22 protein-coding genes are annotated in these 26,328 nt (G+C 42.3%); 11 read left to right on the top strand and 11 right to left on the bottom strand.

Annotated elements, in window-relative coordinates; translation table 11 throughout:
- Positions 1-461: 461 nt before the first annotated feature.
- Positions 462-2,333 carry a methyl-accepting chemotaxis protein gene (locus tag OH456_RS00555; protein WP_236109616.1) on the bottom strand — a complete coding sequence of 624 codons (1,872 nt, stop codon included), beginning with the start codon at positions 2,331-2,333 and terminating at the stop codon, positions 462-464.
- Positions 2,334-2,639: 306 nt separating this feature from the next.
- Here OH456_RS00555 and OH456_RS00550 point away from each other — a divergent pair, with 306 nt between their 5' ends.
- The 7 genes from OH456_RS00550 to OH456_RS00520 all read left to right on the top strand — a co-directional run bounded on the left by OH456_RS00550 (position 2,640) and on the right by OH456_RS00520 (position 10,961).
- A complete protein-coding gene (locus OH456_RS00550) occupies positions 2,640-3,335 on the top strand; it encodes an aspartate/glutamate racemase family protein (protein WP_198558758.1) in 696 nt (231 codons plus the stop codon).
- A gap of 157 nt (positions 3,336-3,492) precedes the next feature.
- Positions 3,493-4,896: a sensor domain-containing diguanylate cyclase gene (locus OH456_RS00545; RefSeq protein ID WP_198558759.1), complete on the top strand. Its 1,404-nt coding sequence runs from the start codon at positions 3,493-3,495 to the stop codon at positions 4,894-4,896.
- A gap of 33 nt (positions 4,897-4,929) precedes the next feature.
- Complete coding sequence (locus OH456_RS00540; protein WP_124941893.1) at positions 4,930-5,844, top strand: LysR family transcriptional regulator; 915 nt, start codon at positions 4,930-4,932, stop codon at positions 5,842-5,844.
- Positions 5,845-5,967: 123 nt separating this feature from the next.
- Positions 5,968-6,582 (top strand): LysE family translocator, encoded by a 615-nt coding sequence (locus OH456_RS00535; RefSeq protein WP_006070556.1) that lies wholly within the window; start codon positions 5,968-5,970, stop codon positions 6,580-6,582.
- A 102-nt stretch (positions 6,583-6,684) separates the two neighbouring features.
- Positions 6,685-7,392 (top strand): hypothetical protein, encoded by a 708-nt coding sequence (locus OH456_RS00530; protein WP_242456562.1) that lies wholly within the window; start codon positions 6,685-6,687, stop codon positions 7,390-7,392.
- 90 nt (positions 7,393-7,482) lie between these two features.
- Positions 7,483-8,550, top strand: coding sequence for an ABC transporter substrate-binding protein (locus OH456_RS00525; protein ID WP_124941894.1), 1,068 nt, complete (start codon positions 7,483-7,485; stop codon positions 8,548-8,550).
- A 2-nt stretch (positions 8,551-8,552) separates the two neighbouring features.
- On the top strand, positions 8,553-10,961 hold the full coding sequence (locus OH456_RS00520) for a bifunctional diguanylate cyclase/phosphodiesterase (protein WP_198558761.1): 2,409 nt from the start codon (positions 8,553-8,555) through the stop codon (positions 10,959-10,961).
- A 3-nt stretch (positions 10,962-10,964) separates the two neighbouring features.
- Here OH456_RS00520 and OH456_RS00515 read toward each other — a convergent pair whose 3' ends face one another.
- The 4 genes from OH456_RS00515 to tal form a co-directional block, all read right to left on the bottom strand.
- Complete coding sequence (locus tag OH456_RS00515) at positions 10,965-12,020, bottom strand: GGDEF domain-containing protein (RefSeq protein ID WP_124941896.1); 1,056 nt, start codon at positions 12,018-12,020, stop codon at positions 10,965-10,967.
- Between the two features lies 1 nt (position 12,021).
- The gene (locus tag OH456_RS00510) at positions 12,022-12,474 is read right to left on the bottom strand and encodes a hypothetical protein (protein WP_270032580.1); all 453 of its coding nucleotides are present in this window, start codon (positions 12,472-12,474) and stop codon (positions 12,022-12,024) included.
- A 225-nt stretch (positions 12,475-12,699) separates the two neighbouring features.
- On the bottom strand, positions 12,700-14,691 hold the full coding sequence (gene tkt, locus OH456_RS00505; RefSeq protein ID WP_270032579.1) for a transketolase: 1,992 nt from the start codon (positions 14,689-14,691) through the stop codon (positions 12,700-12,702).
- A gap of 82 nt (positions 14,692-14,773) precedes the next feature.
- Positions 14,774-15,724: a transaldolase gene (tal, locus tag OH456_RS00500; protein ID WP_006070549.1), complete on the bottom strand. Its 951-nt coding sequence runs from the start codon at positions 15,722-15,724 to the stop codon at positions 14,774-14,776.
- 439 nt (positions 15,725-16,163) lie between these two features.
- On the opposite strand from tal, the gene OH456_RS00495 reads away from it, so the two are divergent.
- Positions 16,164-17,147, top strand: a complete 984-nt coding sequence (locus OH456_RS00495; protein ID WP_006070548.1) for a sugar-binding transcriptional regulator — start codon at positions 16,164-16,166, stop codon at positions 17,145-17,147.
- A 7-nt stretch (positions 17,148-17,154) separates the two neighbouring features.
- Here OH456_RS00495 and OH456_RS00490 read toward each other — a convergent pair whose 3' ends face one another.
- Positions 17,155-18,045, bottom strand: a complete 891-nt coding sequence (locus OH456_RS00490; protein WP_270032578.1) for a LysR family transcriptional regulator — start codon at positions 18,043-18,045, stop codon at positions 17,155-17,157.
- A gap of 106 nt (positions 18,046-18,151) precedes the next feature.
- On the opposite strand from OH456_RS00490, the gene OH456_RS00485 reads away from it, so the two are divergent.
- A complete protein-coding gene (locus tag OH456_RS00485; RefSeq protein ID WP_270032577.1) occupies positions 18,152-18,673 on the top strand; it encodes a lactoylglutathione lyase family protein in 522 nt (173 codons plus the stop codon).
- Between the two features lie 39 nt (positions 18,674-18,712).
- On the opposite strand, the gene OH456_RS00480 is transcribed toward OH456_RS00485, so the two are convergent.
- The 4 genes from OH456_RS00480 to moeA are packed head-to-tail and all read right to left on the bottom strand — an operon-like array spanning position 18,713 to position 21,886.
- Positions 18,713-19,546 (bottom strand): sulfurtransferase, encoded by an 834-nt coding sequence (locus OH456_RS00480; RefSeq protein ID WP_006070545.1) that lies wholly within the window; start codon positions 19,544-19,546, stop codon positions 18,713-18,715.
- 11 nt (positions 19,547-19,557) lie between these two features.
- Entirely contained in the window at positions 19,558-19,863 is a 306-nt protein-coding gene (locus OH456_RS00475; protein ID WP_006070544.1) for a hypothetical protein, read from the bottom strand.
- 24 nt (positions 19,864-19,887) lie between these two features.
- Positions 19,888-20,640 carry a molybdopterin-synthase adenylyltransferase MoeB gene (gene moeB, locus OH456_RS00470; RefSeq protein ID WP_270032575.1) on the bottom strand — a complete coding sequence of 251 codons (753 nt, stop codon included), beginning with the start codon at positions 20,638-20,640 and terminating at the stop codon, positions 19,888-19,890.
- A gap of 10 nt (positions 20,641-20,650) precedes the next feature.
- Entirely contained in the window at positions 20,651-21,886 is a 1,236-nt protein-coding gene (moeA, locus tag OH456_RS00465; RefSeq protein WP_270032574.1) for a molybdopterin molybdotransferase MoeA, read from the bottom strand.
- Positions 21,887-22,109: 223 nt separating this feature from the next.
- Here moeA and folE point away from each other — a divergent pair, with 223 nt between their 5' ends.
- Both folE and OH456_RS00455 read left to right on the top strand, forming a co-directional pair.
- Entirely contained in the window at positions 22,110-22,763 is a 654-nt protein-coding gene (folE, locus tag OH456_RS00460) for a GTP cyclohydrolase I FolE (RefSeq protein WP_038226529.1), read from the top strand.
- Between the two features lie 145 nt (positions 22,764-22,908).
- Complete coding sequence (locus OH456_RS00455; RefSeq protein ID WP_270032573.1) at positions 22,909-24,954, top strand: hybrid sensor histidine kinase/response regulator; 2,046 nt, start codon at positions 22,909-22,911, stop codon at positions 24,952-24,954.
- Between the two features lie 48 nt (positions 24,955-25,002).
- Here OH456_RS00455 and cqsA read toward each other — a convergent pair whose 3' ends face one another.
- The gene (gene cqsA, locus OH456_RS00450) at positions 25,003-26,184 is read right to left on the bottom strand and encodes an alpha-hydroxyketone-type quorum-sensing autoinducer synthase (protein WP_270032572.1); all 1,182 of its coding nucleotides are present in this window, start codon (positions 26,182-26,184) and stop codon (positions 25,003-25,005) included.
- Between the last annotated feature and the right edge of the window lie 144 nt (positions 26,185-26,328).

The raw sequence follows: 26,328 nt of genomic DNA, 5'->3' as shown, positions 1-26,328 counted from the left end.
CTCCATTGCATAAAGTAGGGATTTGTTCTGACGCTAACCATATTTCTAGCACCACTTTAGGAGATCGTAGGATATTATATTGCAGAATTACCTATTAACAATTCGGCAAAAAATCAGGTTGTTTTGACTAAAAATGCAATACAAGTGGCTTACATAACGCATAATTAAGCAAAGTTTTTATGTGGAAATCGCCTTGTCAATAGCAGAACTTTATAAAAGTTATTGTAGTTAATGTAAATTATAGTTTGCAGTTCATTTGTTGTTTGAACTGGCTAAGTGGAAATTTTATAGATAATTATGTTTAGTTTAGTTGAAAAAATAGGTTATTGCTTCGATTGATGTTGCTGGGCGGTAATATAACCAAGAACTCATTAGGGCGTTGTGGTTGTTGGTGAGTCAATTTTCATCAGGGATAAAAAAGCTCCGCCAAATTGGCAGAGCTTGGTTGACATCAAAAGACGTTATACTTTGAATCGATTGAGTATGTTCTCTTGTTGGTGAACATTACTAAACTGCTCGGTCATTGCTGTGTTCGCATTGTTAGCCGAATCGGAAACCTGTTCACTAAGATCTTTAATTTTGATGGTGTTGGCGTTGATCTCCTCTGCAACTAAGCTTTGCTCTTCAGCAGCCGCAGCAATTTGCATATTCATGTCAGAAATCTGCGCTATAGATTGGCGGATACGTTCCAACGCATCATTTGCACTTTGTGCTCTTTCAACAGCAAGGCTAGCACTCTCTTTACTCTGAGTCATAGCGCTAGAAACAGAATGCGCTCCACTTTGCAGTTGCTCTATCATACTACGAATCTCTGTCGTTGATTCTTGAGTACGTTGTGCAAGCGTGCGAACTTCATCGGCGACAACAGCAAATCCACGACCAGATTCACCAGCACGAGCAGCTTCAATAGCCGCATTGAGTGCTAGTAGATTAGTCTGGTCGGCAATATCGTTGATGACTTTAAGTATGGTTTCAATGTTATCTGTTGCCGTCTCAAGGCCTTGAACTTCAACTACTGCATCTTCAATACTGTGTGAAAGGTTGGTGATAGCTGATGTTGTGTCTAAAACGACAGCAGAGCCTTCCTGTGTTGCATTGTCTGCTGCTTGGGCGGCACTGGCTGCTCCTTGAGCATTGTTTGCAACTTCAGCGGAGGTACTTGCCATTTCATTCATCGCCGTAGCAAGTTGTTCCAATTCTTGCAACTGGGTATTCATTGCTATTGCCGAGTGCTTTGAGCCTTCAGTTGTTTGTTGAGTCAGGGTAAGAATCTTGGTGGAGATCTCTTTAGATTGAATAATCTGTTGCTGAAGGTTTGCAGTAAAGGTGTTGAATCCTTTTGCTAGTTCGGCAAACTCCTCGTCGGTATCTGTATCCAAACGATGGGTCAAATCACCGTCTCCGTTCGCTACGTCTTGAATCGCTGTATTGAGGTCGTTCAATGGGCGCATAAGGAAACGAATGAGTAACGTTAACGCAATGACACTAACAACTAGACCAGTCAAAATGAAGAAAATTGACTGATTTCGTAGTTCGCCAATTGCAGAGAAAGCGATGTCTTTATCGATAATCGCACCAACATACCAGTGCTCCTCCGGTACTTGAACCAGATTAACCTGATAGTCTTTACCATCAAGCTTCAGTTCTTGAACACCCTCAGAGAGTGTAATACCTGGCAAGAACTTGCTGATTGGCTCTCCGTTTAAACTACTGTTTGGGTGCGCGATAGTCATGCCTTTATCTGTGACTACGAATAAATAGCCAGCGTTGAATAAATTGGTTTGGTTTACCAGATCTGCGAGTGTTGTTAGGGTTACATCGAATACTACGCTACCAATGAAACGCCCAGTTTCATCATTAAGTGGTGAACCCAGAGAAATAATGACGTTCTTTGTCGAGGAGTCTACGTAAGGATCGGTAATGATAGTGTTTCCCGACGACTTAGCTTCTTGATACCAAGGACGTGACCTTGAATCATAAGAGGCATCTGGCACCCATCCATCATTACTTAATAGGGAACCGTCGTTTTCGTATCCAACACCAACTGCTTGGAAACTGGATTTAAGTGTCGGTGTTGTTATGACGTTGTTGACATAGTCATTCTCAGTGGGCGCAATTTCTAGTGACTCAGTGACGGCACTCGCTAAATCGCGCTTGGAGTTTAGATCATAATTAATGGTGTTTTTAACACCGGTAATAAGCTCATGAATACTGCCGTCAATATGACTTTGCAACTCAGAGCGAACGGTAACAAGTTGGGTAATTCCGAGAGTGGAAACGGTCACGAGCAACAAGGCTGCTGAGGCCGAAACGATTTTGTGACTAAATTTCATACTACGTCCTAGATTGGCTTAAACCTATAGCCGATTGGCTAGCCAGTACTGATTTGATAATTATGATTATTTTTAGGGTTAATAAGAACAGTGTCTTGTATAACTTTAAATGTTATCGGTGGCAAGCAGCATTACTTTAGTAGTTATGTCATTAAAAATGACTGGTCGGCGTTCTAATATAGAGAGGGTAAGCAGATTGTTCTGTAATGATTTGAGACATTTATGATACAACGAAGGTACAGTTATGACAGAACGGCTAGTTTGTACCTAGTTTGATAGAAAGTGTCGTATTAATAGGATGGTGATATGAAAACAATAGGCTTATTAGGCGGAATGAGCTGGGAGTCTACAGCTAACTACTATAAGGCAATCAATGAAGGTGTTAAGCGAGAACTAGGTGGTTTCCACTCTGCTAAAGTCGCTTTATATAGTGTCGATTTTGCGGAAATAGAGAGCCTACAACGTCAGGGGGATTGGGACGCTGCGGCTAGATGCTTGAGTGAATCTGCCAAGTGTATCGAAGCGGCGGGTGCCGACTGTTTATTGATATGCACCAACACTATGCATAAAGTTTCGTCAGAAATTGAAAGTGTTATATCCATTCCTCTGTTGCATATTGCTGATGCCACAGCAGAACGTTTGACGTATGACGGGATTACAAAGGTAGGCCTGTTGGGTACAGCATTCACTATGGAACAGAGCTTTTACAAAGGGCGTCTCGAACAGAAATACGATATTGAAGTAGTTGTGCCCAACCAAGAGCAACGAGCGCTGGTTCATGAAGTTATCTACAATGAGTTAGTAAAAGGGGAGGTGCGTGATATCTCGCGTCAAGGTTACTTAACGATCATTGAAGATCTAAGAAACAACGGGGCACAAGCGATTATTCTCGGATGTACCGAAATCGCGATGCTAGTGAAACAAGAACACACAAATATTCCTTTATACGACACTACGCAGATTCACAGTGAAGCTGCTGTTGATTTTGCTTTAAACAAGTAGGCAGAAATATTAAGAGCACGACAGGACCTAATAAAAGTGAATGGCGTTCCATATATATAATGAGATTTTGATCGTGCTTTAAAATATTTGAGGGGAAAGTCACGAATTTTGCGACTATAAATAACATTCTTGTTGGCTGTTTATCATAGAGGCAATTGTGTTCTTTCCCAAAGTCGTGTTTGTTCTGGTTGCGTTGATACTGTTTACGAACAGTGCTGTGGCCATTGAGCGCGGCCCCGATACTCTTATAATCTCAAATTCGAAAGCATGGAAACCATACTCTTATCTTGATGAAAACAATCAACCAGCAGGCATCCTCATCGACTACTGGCGCGCTTACGGGATTGAAAACGGTGTTGAAGTACAGTTTAGGTTGGTTGATTGGCAATCGTCGCTAGATCTAGTCAAAACCAATCAAGCCGATGTTCATGCGGGGTTACTGTGGTCTAAAACGCGCGCTAATTACCTTGAGTATGGTAGTGAAATATTTGAAATCGACACCCAACTTTATTTTCATAGTAGTTTGCAGTCTTTTAATGTTAATTCGTTCTTGATGGGAGGACACAATTATAAGGTAGGCGTAGTTTCTGGAAGCTATGAAGTTGAGTTTTTACAGACCAACTACCCGAATGTTGAATTAACCTTGTTCGATAATAATTCCAAGTTATTGCAAGCGGCTTTTTCTCACCAGATACGTGCTTTTGTCGCTGATCTTCAGGTTGCGAATTACTATCTATATACGTCGTCGAACACAAGTGAATTTATCGGTGTCAAACATCTTTATTCCGGAGCATTGTATTTTGCTGTGGCCAAGAACAAAGCAGCAATGCTTGATGTTTTGATCCCTAATTTCAGTAAAATCAGTGTTGATGAACGCCAGCGTATACTCAGCCGATGGATGCATATAGAGACTGTTTATCCAGAACATCTATTACCAATAATTGGCATTATGATCATACTCGGTGTGTTTATTTATATACTCTTGCTACGCTATACCGTAAATACTAGAACCAATGAACTGGCCAACGCTAATAGAGAATTAAAGGTGCTGTCTGAAACCGATGCATTAACCGGTTTAAGTAATCGCCGCTATTTTTTAGAAAAACTCGAGAAGTATCGACATACTGGTGGTTATCTTGCGATCATCGTTATCGATATTGATGATTTTAAGAAAATCAACGATACATTTGGCCATGTTCAAGGTGACAAAGTGATCAAGTCTGTTGCGAACTCTATACGGTCGCTACTCAAAAGTGATTGTGTCATCGCGCGTATTGGTGGTGAGGAATTTGCGTTGGTCTATGTATATCAAGGATTTGAATATTCTTATCAACTGTCACAAAATATCTGTCGTTCTATCAGAGAGTTAGATGTTAAGGATATCTGCTGCCAACCAGTTACAGTGAGTGTTGGCTGTGCGGTGTACGAAGATGCGTCGGAGTGTGAGACACTATATGAAGCCGATAGACTTATGTATGTTGCTAAAAAGCAGGGGAAAAACCGCGCTGTGGTAGAGCTAATATCCTCACAGGCTAAGAGAATGTCCACGATAGACAAGTGAAGACACCTCTTTTACGAATAGATGTCGAAGTAAATGAATCAAAAAACCAACCTCAATCTTCTCTATACCCTAGAAGTGTTGTTAGCTGAGAAGCACGTGAGTCGCGCGGCTGAAAGGCTTAACTTGACTCAATCCGCCGTAAGCCGTCAGCTTAGTCAATTGCGCGATATCTATCACGATCCTTTGTTGGTAAGAAACGGCAACCATTATGTTTTGACCCCGCGTGCTGAGCGATTAGGAGCGGAGCTTGAAGACTTATTCCAAAACATTACCAAGGTGTTAGGACAAGCGGACTTTGATCCACTACTGTTCGATCAAACGTTCACCTTTTCTTCTTCTGACTATGTGGCTCAATATATACTTCCGGAGCTCGTTGAACAGTTATCGTCTTTGGCTCCAACGATGCAGTTTGCGTACCGATTATGGGAACCAGACAACCTAGCTAAACTCAGTGAAATCGATGTTCAATTGGCATCCACTATGTTGCCAGAAGCACCTTTAGGTTTGAGTTCTCAGCAAATAGGGGAGGATATTCCAGTCATCGTGACTCGAAAGAACCACCCATTATCTGGTACTAAAACAATTACAGAGCAGGAATTGGGCGCGTATCCACACATTCGAATCTCGGGTGGTGGAGATAAGGATAGTTTCCTTGATAGAGAAATGAAGGCGCGGAGCTTAAAGCGAAGAATTCTAGTTTCAACGCCTTTTTTCTCTTCAGCCTTTGCGCTATTGCAACAAACAGACGCATTGTTGACCGTCCCACTCCATATCGCGGTGAATCTCAAAAAGACCCAAAAATTACATGTTATTGATATTCCGTTTACTGTACCTACTCATAAGTATTGGCTGATATGGCACCCTAAATATGACCATGAGCCCGCGCACATTTGGACTAGAGAGCATGTGTTGTCCATCATGCGCAGTTCGATGTATTCGGTTAGGTAACCTAGTAGGTGAAGAGTACTTATATGATGGTTATGATCTGATTTCATTGCGATGATGAGAAATGGTGATTTCAAATCATAATGTTGCGGTGATAAAGTGGCTCCAGTTATTTGAGGAGCTGTTATGACTTTTACTGTTTGGTTATCTTTAGTTGCAATCTGTCTTCTTGGGGCGATGTCCCCAGGCCCTAGTCTCGCTATTGTCGCAAAACACAGTTTAGCTGGGGGAAGGAATCATGGACTGGCAACAGCATGGGCACATGCATGCGGAATTGGAGTTTATGCACTGGTAACGGTTCTTGGTTTGTCGGTGTTGCTGCATCAATTCCCGATTGTTTTTAAAACAATATCATTGCTCGGCGCACTCTATCTTGCGTGGCTAGGATTCAATGCTATTCGTTCAAAAGGTGGAATTGTCGAGCGCCTTGAGTCGGGCAAACAGGTATCGGTAGCATCAGCGGCAAAGGAAGGGTTGTTCATCTCACTTTTGAGCCCGAAAATCGCATTATTCTTTACTGCACTATTTAGCCAGTTTGTAGCGATAGGAAGTGAAGTCTCAGATAAAGCCATTATTGTCGCGACACCTCTGATTATCGATGGCCTTTGGTACACACTCATTACCTTTATGTTGTCATCGCCAAGGTTGTTAGATTCATTGAAGTCGAAAGCGAAAATTATTGACCAGTTGTCGGGTGTTGTCTTAATACTCTTGGCTGTTCGCGTCGTTTATACTTTGTGATTCTAAGATTCGAGCCATACTAAGATAGTTGAATCAATAGCTTGAGAGATGCCATTTAACTTCTTACACTTAGGAAATAACGGACTATCTTGAGACTGTATTTTGAAATTAAAAAAGCTATTGATTCTCTGCTCCTTAGTGATTGGCCTTACTGGTTGTCTTCATAGTGCTTCAGAGGAACCTAGACCAAGTGTGTTTACATTGGAGAATGTTGACCGCTTAGTGAATGAAGACATTCTTCAGCCAGAGCAACTCGATCCTGATGAGAAAGACTATAAATACGTAGCTGGAGCTACTGACCTGAATAACGATGGCAATGATGAATTGCTTGTTCTTATGCAGGATCCTTATTTTTGTGGTTCTGGCGGTTGCACGGCCTACCTATTCTCTTCATCGGGTGACGTAATTACCAAAATGACGGTGACACGAAAGCCTATTCTCGTTTCAGACCGAACAACAAATGGTTGGAAAGACTTTTACGTTTGGAGTAATGGTTCACTGAGAACGATGAGCTTTGATGGACAAGCCTATCCGACAAATCCTTCTGTTGCTCCCGAGTACAGTCGAGAGCGTGAGAAACAAACAGCAGAGCAAACTCTTGAGGTTCAAGAGATTGTGGTTCAAGACGGCTATGGTATCGCTATGGTCGAAGAGCTTCCCATTTTCTACCCTGCTCATAGTTACCAATTTACTTTTAGACATTATGGTGACCCGGAAAACTTATACCTGTTTAAAATCAACATGGTGACGGGTGAGTCTGAGCTAGAAACGCTACCAATCCCAAAAGAGAAGGATAGCACTCAAAAGTAACCATTCTCACTAATGAGATAGGGTTTGCATCGCATTCATCGACACTATGTCCTAGTCTGATTATGTTAGTAAAAGCTAAAGGACTAGCAGATGCAACGACAAGTTCTGCCAAAAGAGGTCGTGATTAAACAAGTAGTACTATCTGCTCTTGTTATGATTGCGCCTGCTTTTGCGGAGCATAGTAGTAATACCGTTCACCTATACAATTGGGAAGCCTACCTCTCTCCAACGGTCAAAAATGACCTTAAATCAAAGCATAACGTTGTCATTGAAGAGTTCTTCTTTTCTGACGAAGCGGTGCGTGATGAACTGCTCCTTAGTGAAAGAGGGCGAACCATTGATTTGGTCGTCGTTGAAAGTGTGCGTTTACAGATGTTAGCGAAACAGGGAGCTATACAAAATATAAGCTCTATTCAAAATCAAATAGCCGATAGATTTGAAAAACGTTGGTTGGAGGCGTGTGGCGAATATGGCATCCCTTACTCATGGGGAACCAGTGGTATTTTGTACCGTAGTGACAAGATCCAAAATCCTGTGACATCTTGGGCATCATTGTTGATGCCTGACAAAGCTCTTCAAAATAAGATCTCCATGTACTATCACCCTATCGATCTTATTGGTGCAGCGATGCTGTTTCTTAAACATGACCCTTTTTCAGATGATGAGGAAAAGCTTCAACATGCCTACCAACTGCTGGAGGAGCAGCGACCTTTTTTAAGTTCTACGCAGTATATTTTAGAAGCGATCCAAGAGCCGAAAAAGCTTGATAATGTTTACATGGCATTTGGCTTTTCTGGTGATGACTATGTGTTAAACCAATTGAGCAATTCTGACGAAGTTCAGTGGAAATATGTGGTTCCTGAAGAAGGTACTGTGGTATGGCTTGAATGCCTTGCTGTTCCCGCAGGTAAACCTGTGAGCAAAGCAACGAGCGAAGCTATCGATTACTTATCTTCTCCTGAGGCCGCAGCTTTGAATGCCGAAGAATCTTGGTTTTCGTCGCCTAACCTCAACGTAACTCCCTACCTGAGTCAAGAGTACCTAAACGACCCCATCATCAATCCAGCACCTGATTTAATCGAGCGTAGTTATATCTATCGGCCAGTCAGCGATATTGGTCTGCGGTTAAGACAGCGGATAGTAGAAGATTTGAGGTGACGATGAAGTTATTGCAGAGGTTGCACCTGGCATTGATACCAACAATCGGCGTGATTACTCTCGGCGCAGGAGCTTTACTCTATCAGTGGCAACTCGATGAATATAAGAAACTTGAACGTTCCAAGTGGATTGCAAATGTAGAAGCGGCTCTAAAAGCGACCAGATTTGAAATAAAAGGTATCGAGGCGTTAGGTTATGAGATATCAGGCAGTACGCAATTTTTGCGTCACATTCAAGACACAGGCGAGCTCAGTAGCCGAAACTTCCTTGAGTCACACATCAATTATGTACTAAGTCGAGATCATAGTCGGCAAGAGAGCAACACTGCAATCTATGTACTAGATGAAATGTTTACCATGACAGCCGCCTCTTCTAAGTCGAATCCATTTAGTGCTCGTTCTTTGCCTGACGACCTTTACCAGCATGTCTTTGACTCTCACGTTAAAGTTTCTCTTGGGGAACCTTTTGATCAGTCGGGAAATATCTATCAATCTTTAATAGGGGAGGTGAGATACAGCTCTACAGGAGCTTATGACCCTACATTACCTCCTGATGACAAATATGTGGTAACTAGATCAGATCGTAGTTTATTAATTGTTGATGGCAGTCTTTTAGAAATTAACGCTTTGTTTAGCAAAGCATCCCAGTATCCTTATATTAGCTTGGAGTTTAGCAAGGGTGCCTTAGAAGACAATAGTAGTTCCAACATTGTGGTTACAGAGTTGGGTAGCGAATTTATCGATGGCAACGTTATACGTATTGCTGGGTCTGGGTTAGTCGTCGATTTGAATATACTTGACTCTCATTACGCGTCGATCAAAAAGGAACTTGTAATAGAAGTATTCGGGTATTTGGTTCTGGTAATGCTCGTACTATTGGTTGTAATTCATTTCAATATACGCCGTCGAATACTCTATCCAATTGATGCTTTGCTGTCAGAAATTCATAAAGGTGGCTTGGAACTGAGGTATTTCAAAAGAGCTAAAGGAACCGATGAAGTATCAGTGTTAAAAAACGCTTATATAGATAGTTTGAGTAAGGTGAAATTTGAAGCGGAGTTTGATGGTCTTACTCGTCTTGCTAATCGTAGGTCATTTATTCACTTTGTAGAGCAGCGTATCGCTAGTTATTCGACTAGAACGACTTATATTGTTGCATGGGACATCATAGACTTCAGGCGAATCAATGATCTTCATGGGGCAAAAATAGCAGACCAAGTGTTGAAGAATCTTGCAAGAGAAATAGAGGTGTTTGTTGGACATTATCAAGAAGATAGGGGAACAGCGACCAGTGATTATTCAGTTTGCCGCTATGGTAGTAACACATTCTGTGTACTTATAGATGCAAATGATGAAAACCAGGTGAAGTCACAAATTGTTAATAGTGAGAAGACGCTCAAGCGGGCGGGACTACTTGATGCTCTACCCATTAATTTAGACCTCGCAATGGCTATTTTCCCGTTGTGTCGTAAAGACCAAGCAAACTTATGGCAAAAAGGGCTAGAAGTGGCCTTGAATAAAGCTAAGCAAATCAAAAACCAACGCTCTCTAGTACTATTTGACGACCAACTTTTGGAGGATTTATCCCGTATTGATGATATAGAAAGAGTACTGCTGAAATGCACTCAAACGCATGGTTATGAGCTACGTTACATGCCTCTTATAGACTCAAAAACAATGGAGATCGCCAGTCTTGAAGTGTTAGTCCGATGTCCAGTGCTACAAGCAAAAGGTATTGGACCAGATGAGTTTATCCCTGTGGCAGAAAAGGCGAATATCATAGGCCTTATTGATAGTTGGGTCATTGAAAACTCGCTGAAAGATTTACAGAAAATGGAAACGGATTGCGGCTATACCGGAAGTCTCTCGATTAACATTTCCGCATTGGAGCTCTACAATAATGAGTTTATTGAGCATATATGTAGCCTCTGTAGTCGTTACGGTGTCAAACATCATAAAGTTACTCTAGAAGTAACAGAGACCAGTTATGTCCGAAGTACACAGGATACGGTCGCTATTATTTCAGGACTTAGAGAGTTAGGCTTTAAAGTGTCACTGGATGACTTTGGAACAGGGTATGCTTCAATCAATCAATTGCTGCATTACCCTGTTGATGAACTGAAAATTGATAAGAGCTTCGTTGACCGAATTAGTGGCGAAGTGAATCAGGAGCGCATGCTTAACTCAATTATAGCGCTAGGTCATAACTGTCACGCTAAAGTAGTTGGGGAAGGCGTCGAAAATGCCAATCAATACCGCTATCTGACTGAAATTGGCTGTGATTACTTACAAGGCTACTTCTTTAGTAAACCGCTTGGTTATTCCGAGTTCTGTGAATTCTATAAGATCGGCCGACATGAAACGCTCTCAACCAAGGTGACCAGCATCAAAGTAGCTGACCACAAATTTTAAACGTTAAGTGGATAGCGCTTTGCGTGATAGCTGCGTCAGTGTCTCAGTTAGGCTGCTTCGTTTAAGGTTAACCTCTTGCGATAGGGAAACATCGAGTACCAACTCCATATCACTCAATTCGATAGTTTTTGACAGCTCTTCTTTAATTCTCTGAACTAGCTTATCGGAAATTAATGAACCTTCTGCCTTGCCGAGAATAATGAATTGGGCACCACTATAGCGATAAAGCAGTAAATCATCGGTTAGAAAACCAGTCACCCTTTGCGCCGCGGTTTTGATGATGACATCGCCATAGTCGATGCCGTATTTTTGATTCACTTCAGCAACATTTTGTACTCTGATTGATAGCAAATTGTAGTGAGGTGCAGTGAGGTTTGCTTTAATGTCAGTTGTAAGAGCAACTCGATTCAACAAGCGTGTGAGTGGATCTCTCCGTTGAATGGTCTGCCGCATTTTGGTTTCAATCCAGAAAATCACCGAAATAACGATGAATAATACGATTAACGCCACTGTACTTACCTTCTGAAGTACTAATAAGCGTTCTATTAAAGTGCGACTTTTCTCGCTCAGAGGGCTCTCTATTTGGAATTTATTATTAATAAAATGAATGACTTCATTAAAGTTAAGTTTAATGCGTTGGTTGAGTGCAGTTTGAAGTTCCGGCTTTTCCTGTAGCAGTTTTAAGGATCGCTCAAGAGCTTTGAATTTGTCGAACTGAGCGATGAAGAAGTCATGATAGTTAGCCTGCTTTATGAAGTTAGCGGATTCTTTGCTGTTCAAGATAATGTCAAAACGACTCCAAGTGAGGTCATAAGAGAGCCAAATCTTCTCTGTATCGAGTGGTGTAATATGGGTTTGAGTGATGAAGTTTGAATATTCTTTGACGAGTTGCAGTATGAACCAGGTTGCCTCATTTTTGCGTTCAGATAGGTCCTCGTTAATATGGTTAATACGATCGATGGTAATCACGTTCACTGCCAAAACGCAGGAAGTGATAATGATCAGAATGAGCTTCGCCAGATTGATAGGAAACTGACGAATAGCGCGCGTATTTAACATCTCAGTAGCTGACTTCTTTTAATTGCCAGATCATCATAGCGTGATAGTCGGTTGTATTAATCTCTGGAAATTGAGAAATAGGAAATATCACCCAAAAAGGCCCTTTATCTCTGACAGACATTTTTCCCCCATTTTTACGATTGGCAACAATAGGGTTGTATGCTTGGATATCTTTAAGACTAATCGTGACTTTATAATCATTCAGTGCGACAAAGGTAACCATGTCAGGCAATTGCGCGTTTGCCTGCGAAAAAAGCTCAATAAGCGAAACACCGGTAAAATGATTTTCTCCTTCTAACCAAGGTAATTCAGTCTTGATACTGGTTTGTGGCATATTCGCCAAATCTTCGTCTGTGTATGTTTTGAAAGTTACACCTTCGCTCTTGATGGTTAGATCAGAGGCGAAAGTTAGGGAAGAGAAGAGCGCACATAATACAATCGTACTCTTGAGCATAATGAAGTTCCTTTTCGTTGCCACATTCATAGTTTAGGAAGCGTGTTTGCGTAATCAACGTAGGAGGTGTTTCATATATGAGACAGGGACAAAATGAAATCGAGGAACTATTTGATAATAAAGCGAACCAATCTTGAAGCGTTTCGTTGAAAGTAGATAGATAACTAGAACAAAAAAGCCGAGCATTTATGCTCGGCTTAGTCGTCTAGGTTTTGGAACTTAGTTTTAAGCGAGAAGATCGTTAGCAGTAGTTACGACATTCTCAGTCGTAAAGCCAAACATCTTAAATAGCTCGCCTGCAGGTGCAGATTCACCGAATGTTGTCATACCGATGATCTTGCCACCAAAACCAACATACTTGTACCAGAAGTCAGCAATACCCGCTTCAATAGCGATTCTTGCTGTCACATCTGAAGGAAGTACAGACTCGCGATACGCTTCGTCTTGTTTATCAAATACGTCTGTTGCTGGCATTGAAACAACACGTACTTGCTTTCCTGCTTCAGTCAATTGTTGAGCGGCACTAACGGCTAACTCAACTTCAGAGCCTGTTGCAATCAGGATTAACTCAGGCTTGCCTTCGCAATCTTTGAGCACGTAAGCTCCTTTTGCGATATCAGCAACTTGCTGAGTGCTACGTTCTTGTTGAGCTAGGTTTTGACGAGAGAAAATTAGTGACGTTGGACCGTCTTTACGCTCGATGGCGAATTTCCAAGCAACTGCTGACTCAACTTGGTCACATGGACGCCACGTACTCATGTTTGGTGTTAAGCGTAATGATGCCATCTGTTCAACTGGTTGGTGTGTTGGGCCATCTTCACCCAGACCAATAGAATCGTGAGTATAAACTTGGATGTTTTGCACTTTCATCAGTGCAGCCATACGCATTGCGTTACGAGCGTATTCCATGAACATCAAGAACGTTGCCCCGTAAGGAACAAAGCCGCCATGTAGTGCGATACCGTTCATGATCGCAGTCATACCAAACTCACGCACACCATAGTGGATGTAATTCCCAGATGCGTCATCAGCTGTTAGCGACTTAGAACCTGACCACATGGTTAGGTTTGACGGTGCTAGGTCAGCAGAACCACCTAGGAATTCTGGTAGCATTGCACCAAAAGCTTCAAGTGCATTTTGTGATGCTTTACGTGATGCAATATTTGCTGGATTCGCTTGAAGGTCGGCGATAATTTGACTTGCTTTTTCTTCCCATTGAGCCGGAAGCTCACCGCTTACGCGACGTTTGAATTCTGCGGCTAGCTCTGGGTAAGCTGCTTCATACGCTGCAAGTTTTTCGTTCCACGCTGCTTCCTTAGCCGTGCCCGCTTCCTTCGCATCCCACTCTGCGTAGACTTCTGTCGGAATTTCAAAAGGACCGTACTCCCAGCCTAGTTGCTTACGTGTTGCCGCGATCTCTTCTGCGCCTAGTGGTGCACCGTGGCAGTCATGAGAGCCAGATTTGTTTGGAGAGCCAAAACCGATGATGGTTTTAGTACAAATAAGAGTAGGGCGAGGGTCTGCTTTCGCTGTGATAATTGCCGCGTTGATCGCTTCTGAATCGTGACCGTCTACTGCTGGGATAACGTGCCAGCCATACGCTTCAAAACGTTTTGGAGTATCGTCAGAGAACCAACCTTCCACTTCACCATCAATAGAGATGCCGTTGTCATCCCAGAAAGCGATTAGCTTACCAAGGCCTAGTGTACCCGCGAGAGAACACGCTTCATGAGAAATGCCTTCCATCAAGCAGCCATCACCCATAAACGCATAGGTAAAGTGGTCAACGATGTCATGACCTTCTTTGTTGAATTGTGCTGCAAGTGTCTTTTCAGCTAACGCCATGCCCACAGCGTTAGTGATACCTTGGCCTAGAGGACCAGTGGTTGTCTCAATGCCTGGTGCATAGCCATACTCTGGATGCCCTGGTGTTTTTGAGTGCAGTTGACGGAAGTTTTTAAGGTCGTCAATAGAAAGCTCGTAACCTGCAAGATGAAGTAGAGAGTAAATTAGCATTGAACCGTGACCGTTAGACAGTACAAATCGGTCGCGGTCCGCCCACTCAGGGTTTGACGGGTTGTGGTTTAAGTGAGAACGCCAAAGAACTTCAGCGATGTCAGCCATGCCCATCGGAGCACCTGGGTGGCCAGAGTTAGCTTGTTGAACACCGTCCATGCTTAATGCACGGATAGCGTTTGCTAGGTTTTTACGATCCATAATAAACACCGAATAAATTTGATATTGGAGAGGGGAAATTAAAAGGGGAACGCAAACGTTCCCCTTTTATTAATCGTGTGGATTAAAGCTTAGCTTCAATCATTGCTTCTAGTTTGCCTTGGTCTACTGCGAAGTTGCGAATGCCTTCAGCCAGTTTCTCTACTGCCATTGGGTCTTGGTTATGATCCCATAGGAACTCGGCATGAGTCATCGCTGCTGGGCGTTCTTTAGAACCTTTTGAGTCAACAAGCTTCTCTACTACTTCACCTTCAGCTGCCTCTAGTTCAGCCAGAAGTTGTGGAGCGATAGTCAGACGATCACAGCCTGCTAGCTCAAGAATCTCACCGATATTACGGAAGCTTGCACCCATTACAACGGTGTTGTAACCGTGGTCTTTGTAGTAGTTGTAGATGCTTGATACTGAGATAACGCCTGGGTCTTCTGATGCTTCGAAGTCACGGCCTTCTTTCGCCTTGTACCAGTCCATAATACGACCTACGAAAGGTGAAATTAGATAAACACCAGCTTCCGCACATGCGCGAGCTTGAGCGAATGAGAATAGTAACGTTAGGTTACAGTTGATGCCTTCTTTTTCTAGAATCTCAGCCGCACGAATACCTTCCCATGTAGAAGCCAGTTTGATTAGGATACGGTCATTGGCGATGCCTGCATCATTGTACATTTTGATAAGTTGACGCGCTTTAGCAACGCTACCTTCAGTATCGTAAGAAAGACGAGCATCCACTTCAGTGGAGATACGACCTGGGATAGTTTTAAGAATTTCTTTACCGATGTTAACCGCTAACATGTCACAAGTGTCTTGAACTTGTTGTGCTTTATCGTCGCTTTGAGTTTTAGCGTATTCAATCGCTTGGTCGATAAGCGGTGCGTAATCAGCGATTTGTGCTGCTTTCAAAATCAGAGATGGGTTAGTTGTTGCGTCCTCTGGTTGGTACTTACGAATTGCTTCGATATCACCAGTGTCCGCTACTACAGTAGTCAATTTGCGAAGTTGCTCTAATTTGTTGCTCATCGGTACGTTCCTATTCTTGAGGGCATAAATTTGTGAGGAATGGCCTCATACTACAAATGTTATGTTACGAGCCAAAGTTTCAACTTTACGTAGGATTAGCTCGTAAACCTTTTCCGTGTTAGTGAACAAATATGCGTGAACATATGTATCACTTCTGAGTAAATGTTGAACCCATATTTACCCTATGCAGAAATAATGTCAATCAAATACTGGTCTGAAAAGTAGTATTCATAAGGTTATTTTTGTTTTTTGATAACGCAAGCGTACTTCAATGTCGATTCCATGTTTTATAAGGTCTGTGGGCTGCTTTTTCTGCTGAAATCTTGACCTGAGAAAATGTAATGGTATTGAGCGAATGCTTAGTTCTGTTTATGATTGAGCATATGTATAAGGTGTGAACCAATGAGCGCCACTATTTTTCCTGATTAGGTAAGTGATAATGAAAAGTGAAATTAGCGAAACTGGCAATGACTTGCTGACAGAAATTGCTGTCGCCTATTACCAAGATGGTGCAACACAAGAGGAGATCTCTAAGAAGTTTGGTGTGTCGCGCGCAAAAATCGGTCGTCTTCTCAAGCAAGCAAGAGATGAAGGAATTGTCGAAATCACAGTCAAATACCATCCGGTATATAGTGCTAAGATCGAACAGCGTCTGATTGAACGTTTTGGAGTTAAGCGAGCGCTCATTGCATTGGACCAAGCTGATGAAGAAGCACAGCGTATGCAAGTGGGAGGGCTAGTCTCAAACTACTTAGCACAGACACTAAAAGGTGGAACTGTGGTGACAGTAGGACAAGGCAGAAACGTTTCGGCTGTAGCTCATCATATGGGGGTTATTACTCCTAGAGACTGTAAGTTTGTTTGTGGGATTGGGGGAATTCATCCACGTGGGGGACGCTTTAATGCCGACCATATTTGTCGTCAGTTGGCGAAAAAATACGGTGGTAGTTCTGAAACCTTATATGCACCGGCATACGCTGAAAATAAAGATCAAAAGTTAGCGTTTATGCAAAATGCTACGGTCAAACAGACTCTAGATTTAGCGCGTAAAGCCGATATGGCTATCGTAGGTGTCGGTGATATGAGTGAGAACAGTTACATGGTTGATTTGGGATGGTTTACCGCTGACGAAGTTGTTCAATCGAGATTGAATCAGGGAGTAGTTGGTGATTTTGCTGGTTATGATTTCTTCGATATTCAGGGGCAAGCCGCCAATACAGTGATGAGTGATCGAGTGATTGGCTTGGGGCTTGAAGAGTTTCGTATGATATCAGAGGTGATTGCGATCGCTTCTGAAAATAGCAAACCAATGGCGTTACTCGGGGCGTTGCGTACTGGCGTAATCGATGTGGTTGCAACCAGTGTAAGTAATGCTTTAACAGTGCTGAACCTTGATGAGCAAATGAAGAATTTACCGAGCTAATCGCAGACTACGCGAACTCTGTGGCTTTGATAAGTTCCAACAAAAATAAGTACCGAGCGGCAAGTTGTTTTCGTTTTTTCTTCACAAAATAGAGCGGTTCACTGACTAAATGTTCAGTGGGCCAGACATTAACTTTATCTTTGTAGCCTGAATACTCAATGGCAACTTTGGGTAATACAGTGACACCAATACCCATAGAAACAGGCTGTAATATCTGACTATGTTGGTTAATGTAGGTGACTTTATTGAAATCTTGCCACTCTGCTTGAGTGAGTTCTTCGAGTCGGCTGTCTTCGATGTATTTTTGTAAGTAGTATTGCGCATCAGGATGGTCGACTACGCCAAGCTGGTTGATCGCTTCTGACGCCGAATATTTAGCTACCGCGTCTCTACTACCAATTAGACATAGCTCTAGTTGTCCTATGTACTCTGCTGACAGTTCAGGGTTCTGAATCGAAGCCGTGACCATGCCAGAATCTATAATGCCATTACTAATACTTTCTATGATCCGGCGGTTTGGTGCAGCTTCAACATTGACCTTCAACCCCGGATATCGTTGCTGCAGATCCAGCAAACTTGGGTAGAGTGCGGTAATGATAGCGCCCGAAGCTGAAAAGCTAAGGCTACCTGACTCAGGGTCATCATACCTTAGACGCCCTAGTAACATGTTCTCCCGACTGGCTAGCTCAAGGGCGTATTCATACACTAAACGTCCTTGCTCCGTGAGCTCAAAACTTTTTCCTTCCCGAGTAAGCAACTCAACATTAAGGCTTGCTTCGAGCTTTTTAATATGTTGGCTGACGCCAGGTTGTGTCATGAAGAGCTTTTCAGCGGTTTGGGTAAAGTGCCCGATCTCTACTAGAGTTTTAAAAGTATTGAGCCAAGTCGTATTTATCATGACGGTTTCGTAGATAACAATTAATTATAGTTTTTAGGTTATATGATAACTATCGGCTGATCCACAATGAAATACTCAAGCGTTATCATCTAGAGGACATCGACTTATGAGTTCAGCAAACACAAACCACACCTACCCACGCTGTTTTAGCCACATTGGAATATCGGTGCCTGATCTGGAGGCTGCCGTCAAGTTTTATACCGAGGTATTAGGTTGGTATCTTATTATGCCGCCGACTGATGTTACTGAAGACGACTCTGCTATCGGTGTAATGTGTACAGACGTTTTTGGGGAAGGGTGGGACCACTTTCGAATTGCTCATCTGTCCACCGGTGACAGAATTGGGGTAGAGCTATTTCAGTTCAAAAATCAGCAAAATCCAGAAGACAACTTTGAATATTGGAAAACCGGCATTTTTCATTTTTGCGTACAAGATCCTGATGTTGAAGGGCTAGCTGACAAAATTGTCGCGGCAGGTGGTAAACGACGAATGAAGGAGCCACGTTACTACTATCCGGGAGAGAAACCGTATCGAATGATCTATATGGAAGACCCGTTTGGTAATATTCTAGAGATCTACTCACATAGTTATGAGCTTCATTACTCAAGTGGTGCTTATAACGGGTAGCGAAAGGAAGCAGGTCCCATAGACCTGCTTGTCTTCATTTTACTTTTCTACAGGTAGATCAACACGTTGACCCCATTCAGTCCATGAACCGTCATAGACAGATAAATTATGATAACCACAGACATAAGCGCCAAGAGCGAGAATACAAGCCGTTACGCCGGAACCACAGCTAAACACCATATGCTCTCGTTTACTTGCTGAGATAGCTGAATACAAAGGAGCAAGATCTTCTAACGGTTTGAGGGTGCCATCGTTGATGAGTTCAGCAAAAGGAAGACAAACAGAATTTGGAATATGGCCGCTTCTGACACCTTCTCTTGGTTCTTTCACTTCGCCTTTGAAGCGTGCTAAAGAGCGAGCATCGACGATATGAGCGTTTTGCTTTTCGGAATACGTAAGAACTTGTTCTGCTGATAGGAAGTAATGCTGATCTAGTGACAGAGAAGGGGAGGTGGGCGCTCCAATCGAATAATCTTCATCGCAATCGTAACCAGCTGTTTTCCAAGCAGGTAAGCCTCCGGAGAGCACATAAACCTCACTTAATCCCATTGCTTTAAGCATCCACCACGCACGAGGTGAAGCATAAGTACCGGAATTATCATAAACAACTATCGTACTTTTTTCAGTAAGGCTCAGTTTCGAAGCTAGTTCATTGAAACGAGCTTCAGTTGGCATCATATGAGGAAGAGAACTGTCTGGGTCGCAAAAGACGTTGTCATAATCAAAGCGCTGAGCGCCAGGAATTACTCCACTTTTGTCCTTTTCAGGCTCTAGCGGAATTTGAAATTCGATACTGGCATCAAGAACAATAATGTCGTTGTTAGCATCTAGCTGTTGCTTTAGCCATTGAGGAGAAACAATAGGTTGTGTCATCAATGATTTCCTTATCTGTTGAGGCAATGCTGAAGGCGATAGGTCTTGGTATTAGAAACTGAGCTCTGCTGTGAGCTTAGTGTGACTTCTGAACCTACGGGGCATAATGTTGCTTTATCTGTGGCGACACGGCTGTTACTACCGTCTCTATGTTCCACGATGAGGTAGTAACGATTACCGTCTAAAGATTGTGTGAGAACATGGCTTATTACTTTGGCTTGTTCGGTTTTTTCTGTATTTGAATCTGAAGATAGGAGAAGCAGCAAGAATCCAACACCCACAGCGAGAATAGCAAATGCGATGGTTAGTTGTTTCATTAGTACTTCTCCATAGGCTACTCTCTATTCACCACAAACTTTGCAGGCCTTGGATTTAGGCAACCCCATGTCTCGCCAGCTTAATGATATACCATCAAATATTAATAGCTTACCTATTTTAGGCTGCCCATAGTTAGCGAGGACTTTTATCGCCTCTAGTGCCTGCGTAGCACCAATGATGCCAACGACAGGTGACATGACGCCGGCTTCAACACAGCTCAGCGTTGTATCTCCAAACAGTACGCTTAAACAAGCATAGCAAGGTAAGCTGTCGTCTTGATATGTAAAGACGGAGACTTGACCTTCCATTCTAATCGCTGCCCCACAGACCAGCGGCTTTTTGTGTTTAAAGCAAAGGCGATTGAGTTGGTTACGAGTATCTACATTATCAGTGGCATCAAGAACAAGGTCGTGTTCTTGAATTTGTGCTTCGAGAGCAGTATCGTCCAAGCGATGATTAATGGTTTTAATCATCACATTAGGGTTGATTTTGCTCAACGCAGCTCGAGCTGACTCAACTTTATCTACACCAATAGAGTCATCGTTGTGTAATACTTGTCGTTGCAAGTTTGATAGCTCCACCTTATCGTCATCGACTAAGGTGAGCGAACCAATACCCGCTGCGGCAAGATACTGACTAGAGGCACAACCTAAACCACCGGCTCCAATAATCAAAATTGAAGATTGTTTGAGTGCTTCTTGTCCATCAAAATCGAAGTTCTTCAATATAATTTGACGGTTATAGCGAAGCATCTCTTCATCAGACAGTATGTCCACAATAGCCTCGTTAGAATAAAGTTGGGTTGAACAACTGGATTTGAACCGTTTCTCCCACATCAATTGACGTGCGGTCGCGCTCAAGCACCACAAAGCAGTTTGCTAAGCTCATCGATCTAAAGGCTCCTGAGCTTTGGTTTCCGGTTGTTTCGACTACAAACTGGCCATCTTCAATCGTATAGATACCGCGTTGATAATCGGTTCTTCCAGGAGCTTTTTTGAAAGCGCTGCGTGTGATGGCAGGAATAGACTCCGGCTCTTTCCATTCTGAGTGACCGGAAAGCTTAGCGATGAGAGGTTGTACTAGGACATACATAGTTAATACTGCAGAAACAGGGTTTCCTGGTAATCCGCAGAACCAAGCGTTGTCCAGCTCACCAAAAGCGAAAGGCTTACCGGGCTTGATAGCAAGTTTCCAGAAGCCAATTTGACCTAATTCTTCAAGAATATCTTTAGTATAGTCAGCTTCACCAACGCTTACGCCACCCGAGGTAATAACAACGTCGGCTTGTTGTTGCGCCTGCTCGAATGTGGCTTTCAGTGTTTCTGGGCAATCAGGAATGATACCTAAATCAATAGCCTCACAACCGAAGTTTTCAATAAGCGGTTTAATTCCGTAACGGTTGCTATCGTAAATCTGTCCATCTTCTAGCTCAGTACCAAGCGGGCGCAATTCATCTCCTGTAGAAAAGAAAGCAACAACAGGTTTACGGAAGACACTGATGTGGCTAATTCCTAACGTAGCGATCATAGGAATATCGCGTGTGGTTAAACGAGCACCTTTTTTTAATACGACATCGTTCACTCGAATATCATCACCAGTAGGACGAATGTTCATATTTGTCTTCGGAGAACACTGGTTGAACGTAATGTTATCACCGTCTACCGTTGTGTTTTCTTGCATAATAACGGCATCACAACCCTCTGGGATTTTCGCACCAGTCATAATTCTAACCGTTGTCATTGCAGGCCAGTCACCATCATAAGGTGCGCCGGCAAATGACTTACCAACCATTGATAGAGTGGTACTTTGCTCTAAGTCACGGAGACGAATGGCGTAGCCATCCATTGCGGAGTTATCAAAGGGAGGCACATTAATAGGAGAAAGAATGTCTTCTGCTAATACATACCCAAGCGCGTCAGGTAACGGCAGTGTGAGAGTGTCAGTAACAGGAGTAATTGGTGTGAGCATTTTATCCAATGCTTCTTCTATAGGCATTAAGCCTGGTGCGTCGCAGCAACCCATAAGATAAGCCGTCCTAATTGATTCAGTGGAACTATTTAATTCAATAAAGTCTTCGGAATGTAACACATTTTGTCTGAAGAGAGGCTTACTCCTATGGATAAAATAGCCAAAAACATGCTTCAAATCATAATGCATACAAAGCAATACAGAATTTGTGGGTGTAATTGATGAAAATTCCGAGTATCCTTGTGCCCCCTTACGGGTGTTAGTGCGAGGAAGTAAGATGTCAGGATTAAGTGAATCAGCAAAATTGGTGAAAGCCGCGTTGTCAGAGCGAGGGCTAGAAACACCGATGCTGCCAAATGAAGTCAGCCGTGAAGAAAAGAAAGAGCGTATTGAACATCATATGCGTGAAATTCTTACGTTGTTACAGCTTGATCTACAAGACGATAGTTTGATGGAGACGCCGCATCGCATTGCCAAGATGTATGTCGATGAAATTTTCTCTGGCTTGGACTATGAGAACTTCCCTAAAATCACCGTCATCGAAAACAAGATGGATGTTAGTGAGATGGTTCGTGTTAAAGACATCACGGTAACGAGCACTTGTGAACACCACCTTGTTACCATTGATGGTAAAGCGGCAGTCGCCTATATCCCTCGAGGTAAAATCATCGGTTTGTCTAAAATTAACCGTATCGTCAGGTTCTTCGCACAGCGTCCACAAGTTCAAGAACGCATGACGCAACAAATTCTGGTTGCTCTACAAGCATTGCTTGAAACCGACGATGTCGCAGTAACAATTGATGCAGTACATTACTGTGTGAAGTCTCGCGGTGTCATGGATGCTACCAGCGAAACGACGACTACAGCATTGGGTGGCATCTTTAAATCCAAACCAGCGACTCGACATGAGTTTTTGCATGGACTGCGATAGTTCTTTCTGGAAGACGTATCACATATTCGTTTGCAACGCCCTCTGATTACGAGGGCGTTGTTGTTTTACAAAGCTTTCTTACCGATCAAGCCAATGTTATGCTTAACCAATAGTAATAAGTTTTAAATCTGGATTGATTGCACAGATGGAAAGGATAAAGAGAACCTACGAGTATGCTGCGCCAAATATTACACTTGTCGCATGGATGGGGATTTTGGGCTTTCCACTTTATTACGTCATTTGGAAGTATGTATTTCCTCAGCCTTATGAAAGTGAGCTTTTAAGAACTATTGGCGCAATCATGTTAATAGGGTTTATCTTATTACGTGCTTTTTCAGAAAAAACTAAGCGAATCCTCCCATACTATTACCTAGTAGTCATTGGCTTTACTTTACCATTCTTCTTTTGCTACATGATGTTGATGAATAACTGGACGACAGTTTGGGTTATGTCGTTTATGTCATCCATATTTCTTCATATATTGCTTATTTATGATACAAGAATCATGGTCGCTCAGGCGGTAATATCTGTTGTATCTGCTGTTATACTTGCTTACATTATGGGTGGGCAAGGGATCTATATGGAACAGAGCCTTACTTATTTGCCCATATTTGCGTTTACCTATATTTTCGGCAGTTTGTTCTTTTTTCGTAACCAAAACGAGCATGAATCGAAATTCGCGATTGCTAAGTCATTCGGTGCTGGTATCGCTCATGAAATGAGAAACCCTCTTAGTGCTATGTATTCTTCGTTAGAGGTAATGCGAGCGATTATTCCTAATAAGAGCGCTATCTTTCGTAACTCTCACCAATTGAACACCGAAGAGCTTCAACGTTTGAATGAAATCATAGATGATTCCATGAAAACGATCATGAATGGCAATGAGACCATTGACTTACTACTGACTTCTATCGATCAAAGTCGAGTATCTACATCGACTTTCTGCCGTAATAATGGCAAAGAAGTAATTGAAAATGCAATCAGAACGTTTGCATATAAAACAGCACTGGACAATAAAGCTGTCTCGGTCAATATCCCGAACAGTTTCGACTATTTTGGCAGTGATACTTTATTGAAGTATGTGTTGTTTAACTTACTGAAAAACTCGTTTCGCCACCGGGGGGCAGGGAAGTTCACCATAACAATTGACTCTCAAACCCAAGACGATTGCAATATCATTATTTTTAGAGATACCGGCAAGGGGATTGAAGAGCAACTACTTCCGTATATTTTTGAAGACTTTTACACTACCGGTAAATCTGGGTCCTATGGTCTAGGGTTGGCCTTCTGTAAAAAGGTTATGAGGTCGTTTGGCGGTAAGATTGTATGTCAATCCGAGTTTGGTGCATGGACAGAGTTTAAATTAATATTTCCTAAGTATGAGTCGGCTGAAGTGGCACAGATTAAGAGTGAACTGATTAAAGATAAGTCAGTGTTGTTTATTGGTGAGTCATCTAGCATGTTGGACTTGGTTAAGAGTGCTCAATATCACCGAGAATTCAAGCTGACAGTTGAAGACATAAAAGCGGCAAGTTATCGCGAAGAATATAGTTTTGAGTATAGCCTTATTATTATCGACGGTAATCTATCGAGAGAAGGGTGGATCTACCTTTCGAGTCTAGAGGCTAAGCTTGAGTTTACTGAGGCAAGAATTGTTCTCGTTCACTCCGCAAATGACCAGAGAAATCTATACTTCAAGCGCTATCTTAATGTCGAACTAATGGATTATGACGAGTTTACCTCTGATATTAGAGACACGTTAGATAAGTTGTTTTTTAGAGAAGTGGAAGAGCTTGCGACGGTTCGTCCATACAACACAATATCTTCTACAAAAACAGTTCTCTTAGTCGATGACAATCACTCATTGCGAACAATTACTAGCATAATGTTGGAAAAAGAAGGTTTGGTCGTGCTTCAGGCTAGCAATGGTGCTGACGCACTAGTCATGCTTGATGAAGAAAACGTTGATTTAGTCATTATGGATATAGAGATGCCGATTCTAGATGGCATTACCACTGCGGATAAGATAAGAAAATCCACAGCAAAGTATAATACAGTGCCTATCATTGCTTTTACTGGTGATGCGAATCCAACAACTCGTGAAAAAATCAAGCAATCTGGAATGGATGACTTACTCATTAAACCGACACCGAAAGATGAGCTAGTTGATAAAGTGGCGTCTTGGATATAGATGAGGGAGCTCAGCTCTTAAGGTTGAGCCCCGCATCCGATTTACTAACTATAAGAAATAGAATTCTTTGTTTTCCGTTGCTTCTTTACATGCTTGTACTACTCGATCTAAATCCTCGAGAGTATGCTCTGAAGTGACTGAAAATCTGATGATATTTTTTCCTTTTGGCGTTGCCGGAGTACAAAATATAGAACCATAAACGCCTTTGCTCTCTAAGAAATCCCGAACAATTTCAGTGTTTTCAGCGTCACCTGTCTCTAAAGCGATGATCTGAGATTCACTACGAATAGATAGTCCCAAGTTTCTTAGTTGATTTCGTAAATAGTCACTATTTGAGAACAGCGAGCGTCTTGCACTGTCGGCGCTCTTGATAACGTCGACAGTGGCACTTAACCGTTCAGTTTCATACGGTAGTAGCATGGAACTGAATATTGCAGGGAATGCCACAAATGGAAGACAATGTGCGGTCTTTTTGTTGGATAAAATTGCGCCTGCACGATATGCAAATGTTTTTGCTAAGCTCACAGTAATATAATCGACATGCTCAGTTAAACCCAATTCAGCAACCAAACCAGCACCTTTAGGACCGTGAGTTCCAAGTGAATGTGATTCATCCACGACCAAAGCGCAGTCATACTCATAAGCCATTGATACCAGGTCTACAAGCGGTGCTATAGTTCCCAACGTACTATAGATAGAATCAACTAGAATTATGCCTGGGCCATTCTTTTGAATCTGTCGCTTTAAGTGCCTGATATTGTTGTGCATAAATGGATGAACCATAGCGCCAGCAATTCTTGCACCCTCCCATAATGAAGCATGAGCGAAGAAATCAACATACACATTAGTGTCTTTCGTGCAGATAGCCTGTAGTAAGCTCAGGTTTGCGGTATAACCTGATTGTGATACCACACACTCTTCAAATCCTGTTAGTTTAGCGAGTTTTTTTTCAAAAGCAGAACTGTCTTCCGCCTCAGCAGTATAAACACCAGACATCAACATACTTTCCGTATTGGCTCGTATAGCGTCTATGTGCTTCTCCTTAATATGGGCGTTGTTATTCAGACATAGATAGTCATTTGTTTGGTAACTAGTATCACTTGCCGTAGGTCTTTTCCCAGAGACTAGATGCTTTTTACTTTTGGTTGAATGGATATTTTCAGCGATATAAATATCGTGTTGCTGTTCAATAAATTTAGGCAACGTTTTTGTTATTTTCTCTAAGTGCATAGCTAGGTTCTCTCGACATTTAAAATGGGTTGTCGGCCGACAGAACGAAATATTGCCCAATATGCAAAAATAGTCACTAGTGACTATTTTATTTTTTGGAGTTACTAGCAATCTTCACTATACTACATAGCGATATATTCATCT

Origin of the sequence: Vibrio sp. La 4.2.2, from assembly GCF_027586995.1 — a bacterium.
GTDB classification, from domain to species: domain Bacteria; phylum Pseudomonadota; class Gammaproteobacteria; order Enterobacterales; family Vibrionaceae; genus Vibrio; species Vibrio mediterranei.
The sequence above is the reverse complement of the archived record's forward strand: the minus strand, read 5'-3'. Positions and strand labels throughout refer to the sequence as shown.

Bases quoted from the DNA above. Each gene is read 5' to 3' on its own strand.
- OH456_RS00555 (WP_236109616.1), bottom strand. From the start codon at position 2,333: ATGAAATTTAGTCACAAAATCGTTTCGGCCTCAGCAGCCTTGTTGCTC.
- OH456_RS00550 (WP_198558758.1), top strand. From the start codon at position 2,640: ATGAAAACAATAGGCTTATTAGGCGGAATGAGCTGGGAGTCTACAGCT.
- OH456_RS00540 (WP_124941893.1), top strand. From the start codon at position 4,930: ATGAATCAAAAAACCAACCTCAATCTTCTCTATACCCTAGAAGTGTTG.
- OH456_RS00535 (WP_006070556.1), top strand. From the start codon at position 5,968: ATGACTTTTACTGTTTGGTTATCTTTAGTTGCAATCTGTCTTCTTGGG.
- OH456_RS00525 (WP_124941894.1), top strand. From the start codon at position 7,483: ATGCAACGACAAGTTCTGCCAAAAGAGGTCGTGATTAAACAAGTAGTA.
- OH456_RS00520 (WP_198558761.1), top strand. From the start codon at position 8,553: ATGAAGTTATTGCAGAGGTTGCACCTGGCATTGATACCAACAATCGGC.
- OH456_RS00515 (WP_124941896.1), bottom strand. From the start codon at position 12,020: ATGTTAAATACGCGCGCTATTCGTCAGTTTCCTATCAATCTGGCGAAG.
- OH456_RS00510 (WP_270032580.1), bottom strand. From the start codon at position 12,474: ATGCTCAAGAGTACGATTGTATTATGTGCGCTCTTCTCTTCCCTAACT.
- tkt (WP_270032579.1), bottom strand. From the start codon at position 14,691: ATGGATCGTAAAAACCTAGCAAACGCTATCCGTGCATTAAGCATGGAC.
- tal (WP_006070549.1), bottom strand. From the start codon at position 15,724: ATGAGCAACAAATTAGAGCAACTTCGCAAATTGACTACTGTAGTAGCG.
- OH456_RS00495 (WP_006070548.1), top strand. From the start codon at position 16,164: ATGAAAAGTGAAATTAGCGAAACTGGCAATGACTTGCTGACAGAAATT.
- OH456_RS00490 (WP_270032578.1), bottom strand. From the start codon at position 18,045: ATGATAAATACGACTTGGCTCAATACTTTTAAAACTCTAGTAGAGATC.
- OH456_RS00485 (WP_270032577.1), top strand. From the start codon at position 18,152: ATGAGTTCAGCAAACACAAACCACACCTACCCACGCTGTTTTAGCCAC.
- OH456_RS00480 (WP_006070545.1), bottom strand. From the start codon at position 19,546: ATGACACAACCTATTGTTTCTCCTCAATGGCTAAAGCAACAGCTAGAT.
- OH456_RS00475 (WP_006070544.1), bottom strand. From the start codon at position 19,863: ATGAAACAACTAACCATCGCATTTGCTATTCTCGCTGTGGGTGTTGGA.
- moeA (WP_270032574.1), bottom strand. From the start codon at position 21,886: ATGGGTTGCTGCGACGCACCAGGCTTAATGCCTATAGAAGAAGCATTG.
- folE (WP_038226529.1), top strand. From the start codon at position 22,110: ATGTCAGGATTAAGTGAATCAGCAAAATTGGTGAAAGCCGCGTTGTCA.
- OH456_RS00455 (WP_270032573.1), top strand. From the start codon at position 22,909: ATGGAAAGGATAAAGAGAACCTACGAGTATGCTGCGCCAAATATTACA.
- cqsA (WP_270032572.1), bottom strand. From the start codon at position 26,184: ATGCACTTAGAGAAAATAACAAAAACGTTGCCTAAATTTATTGAACAG.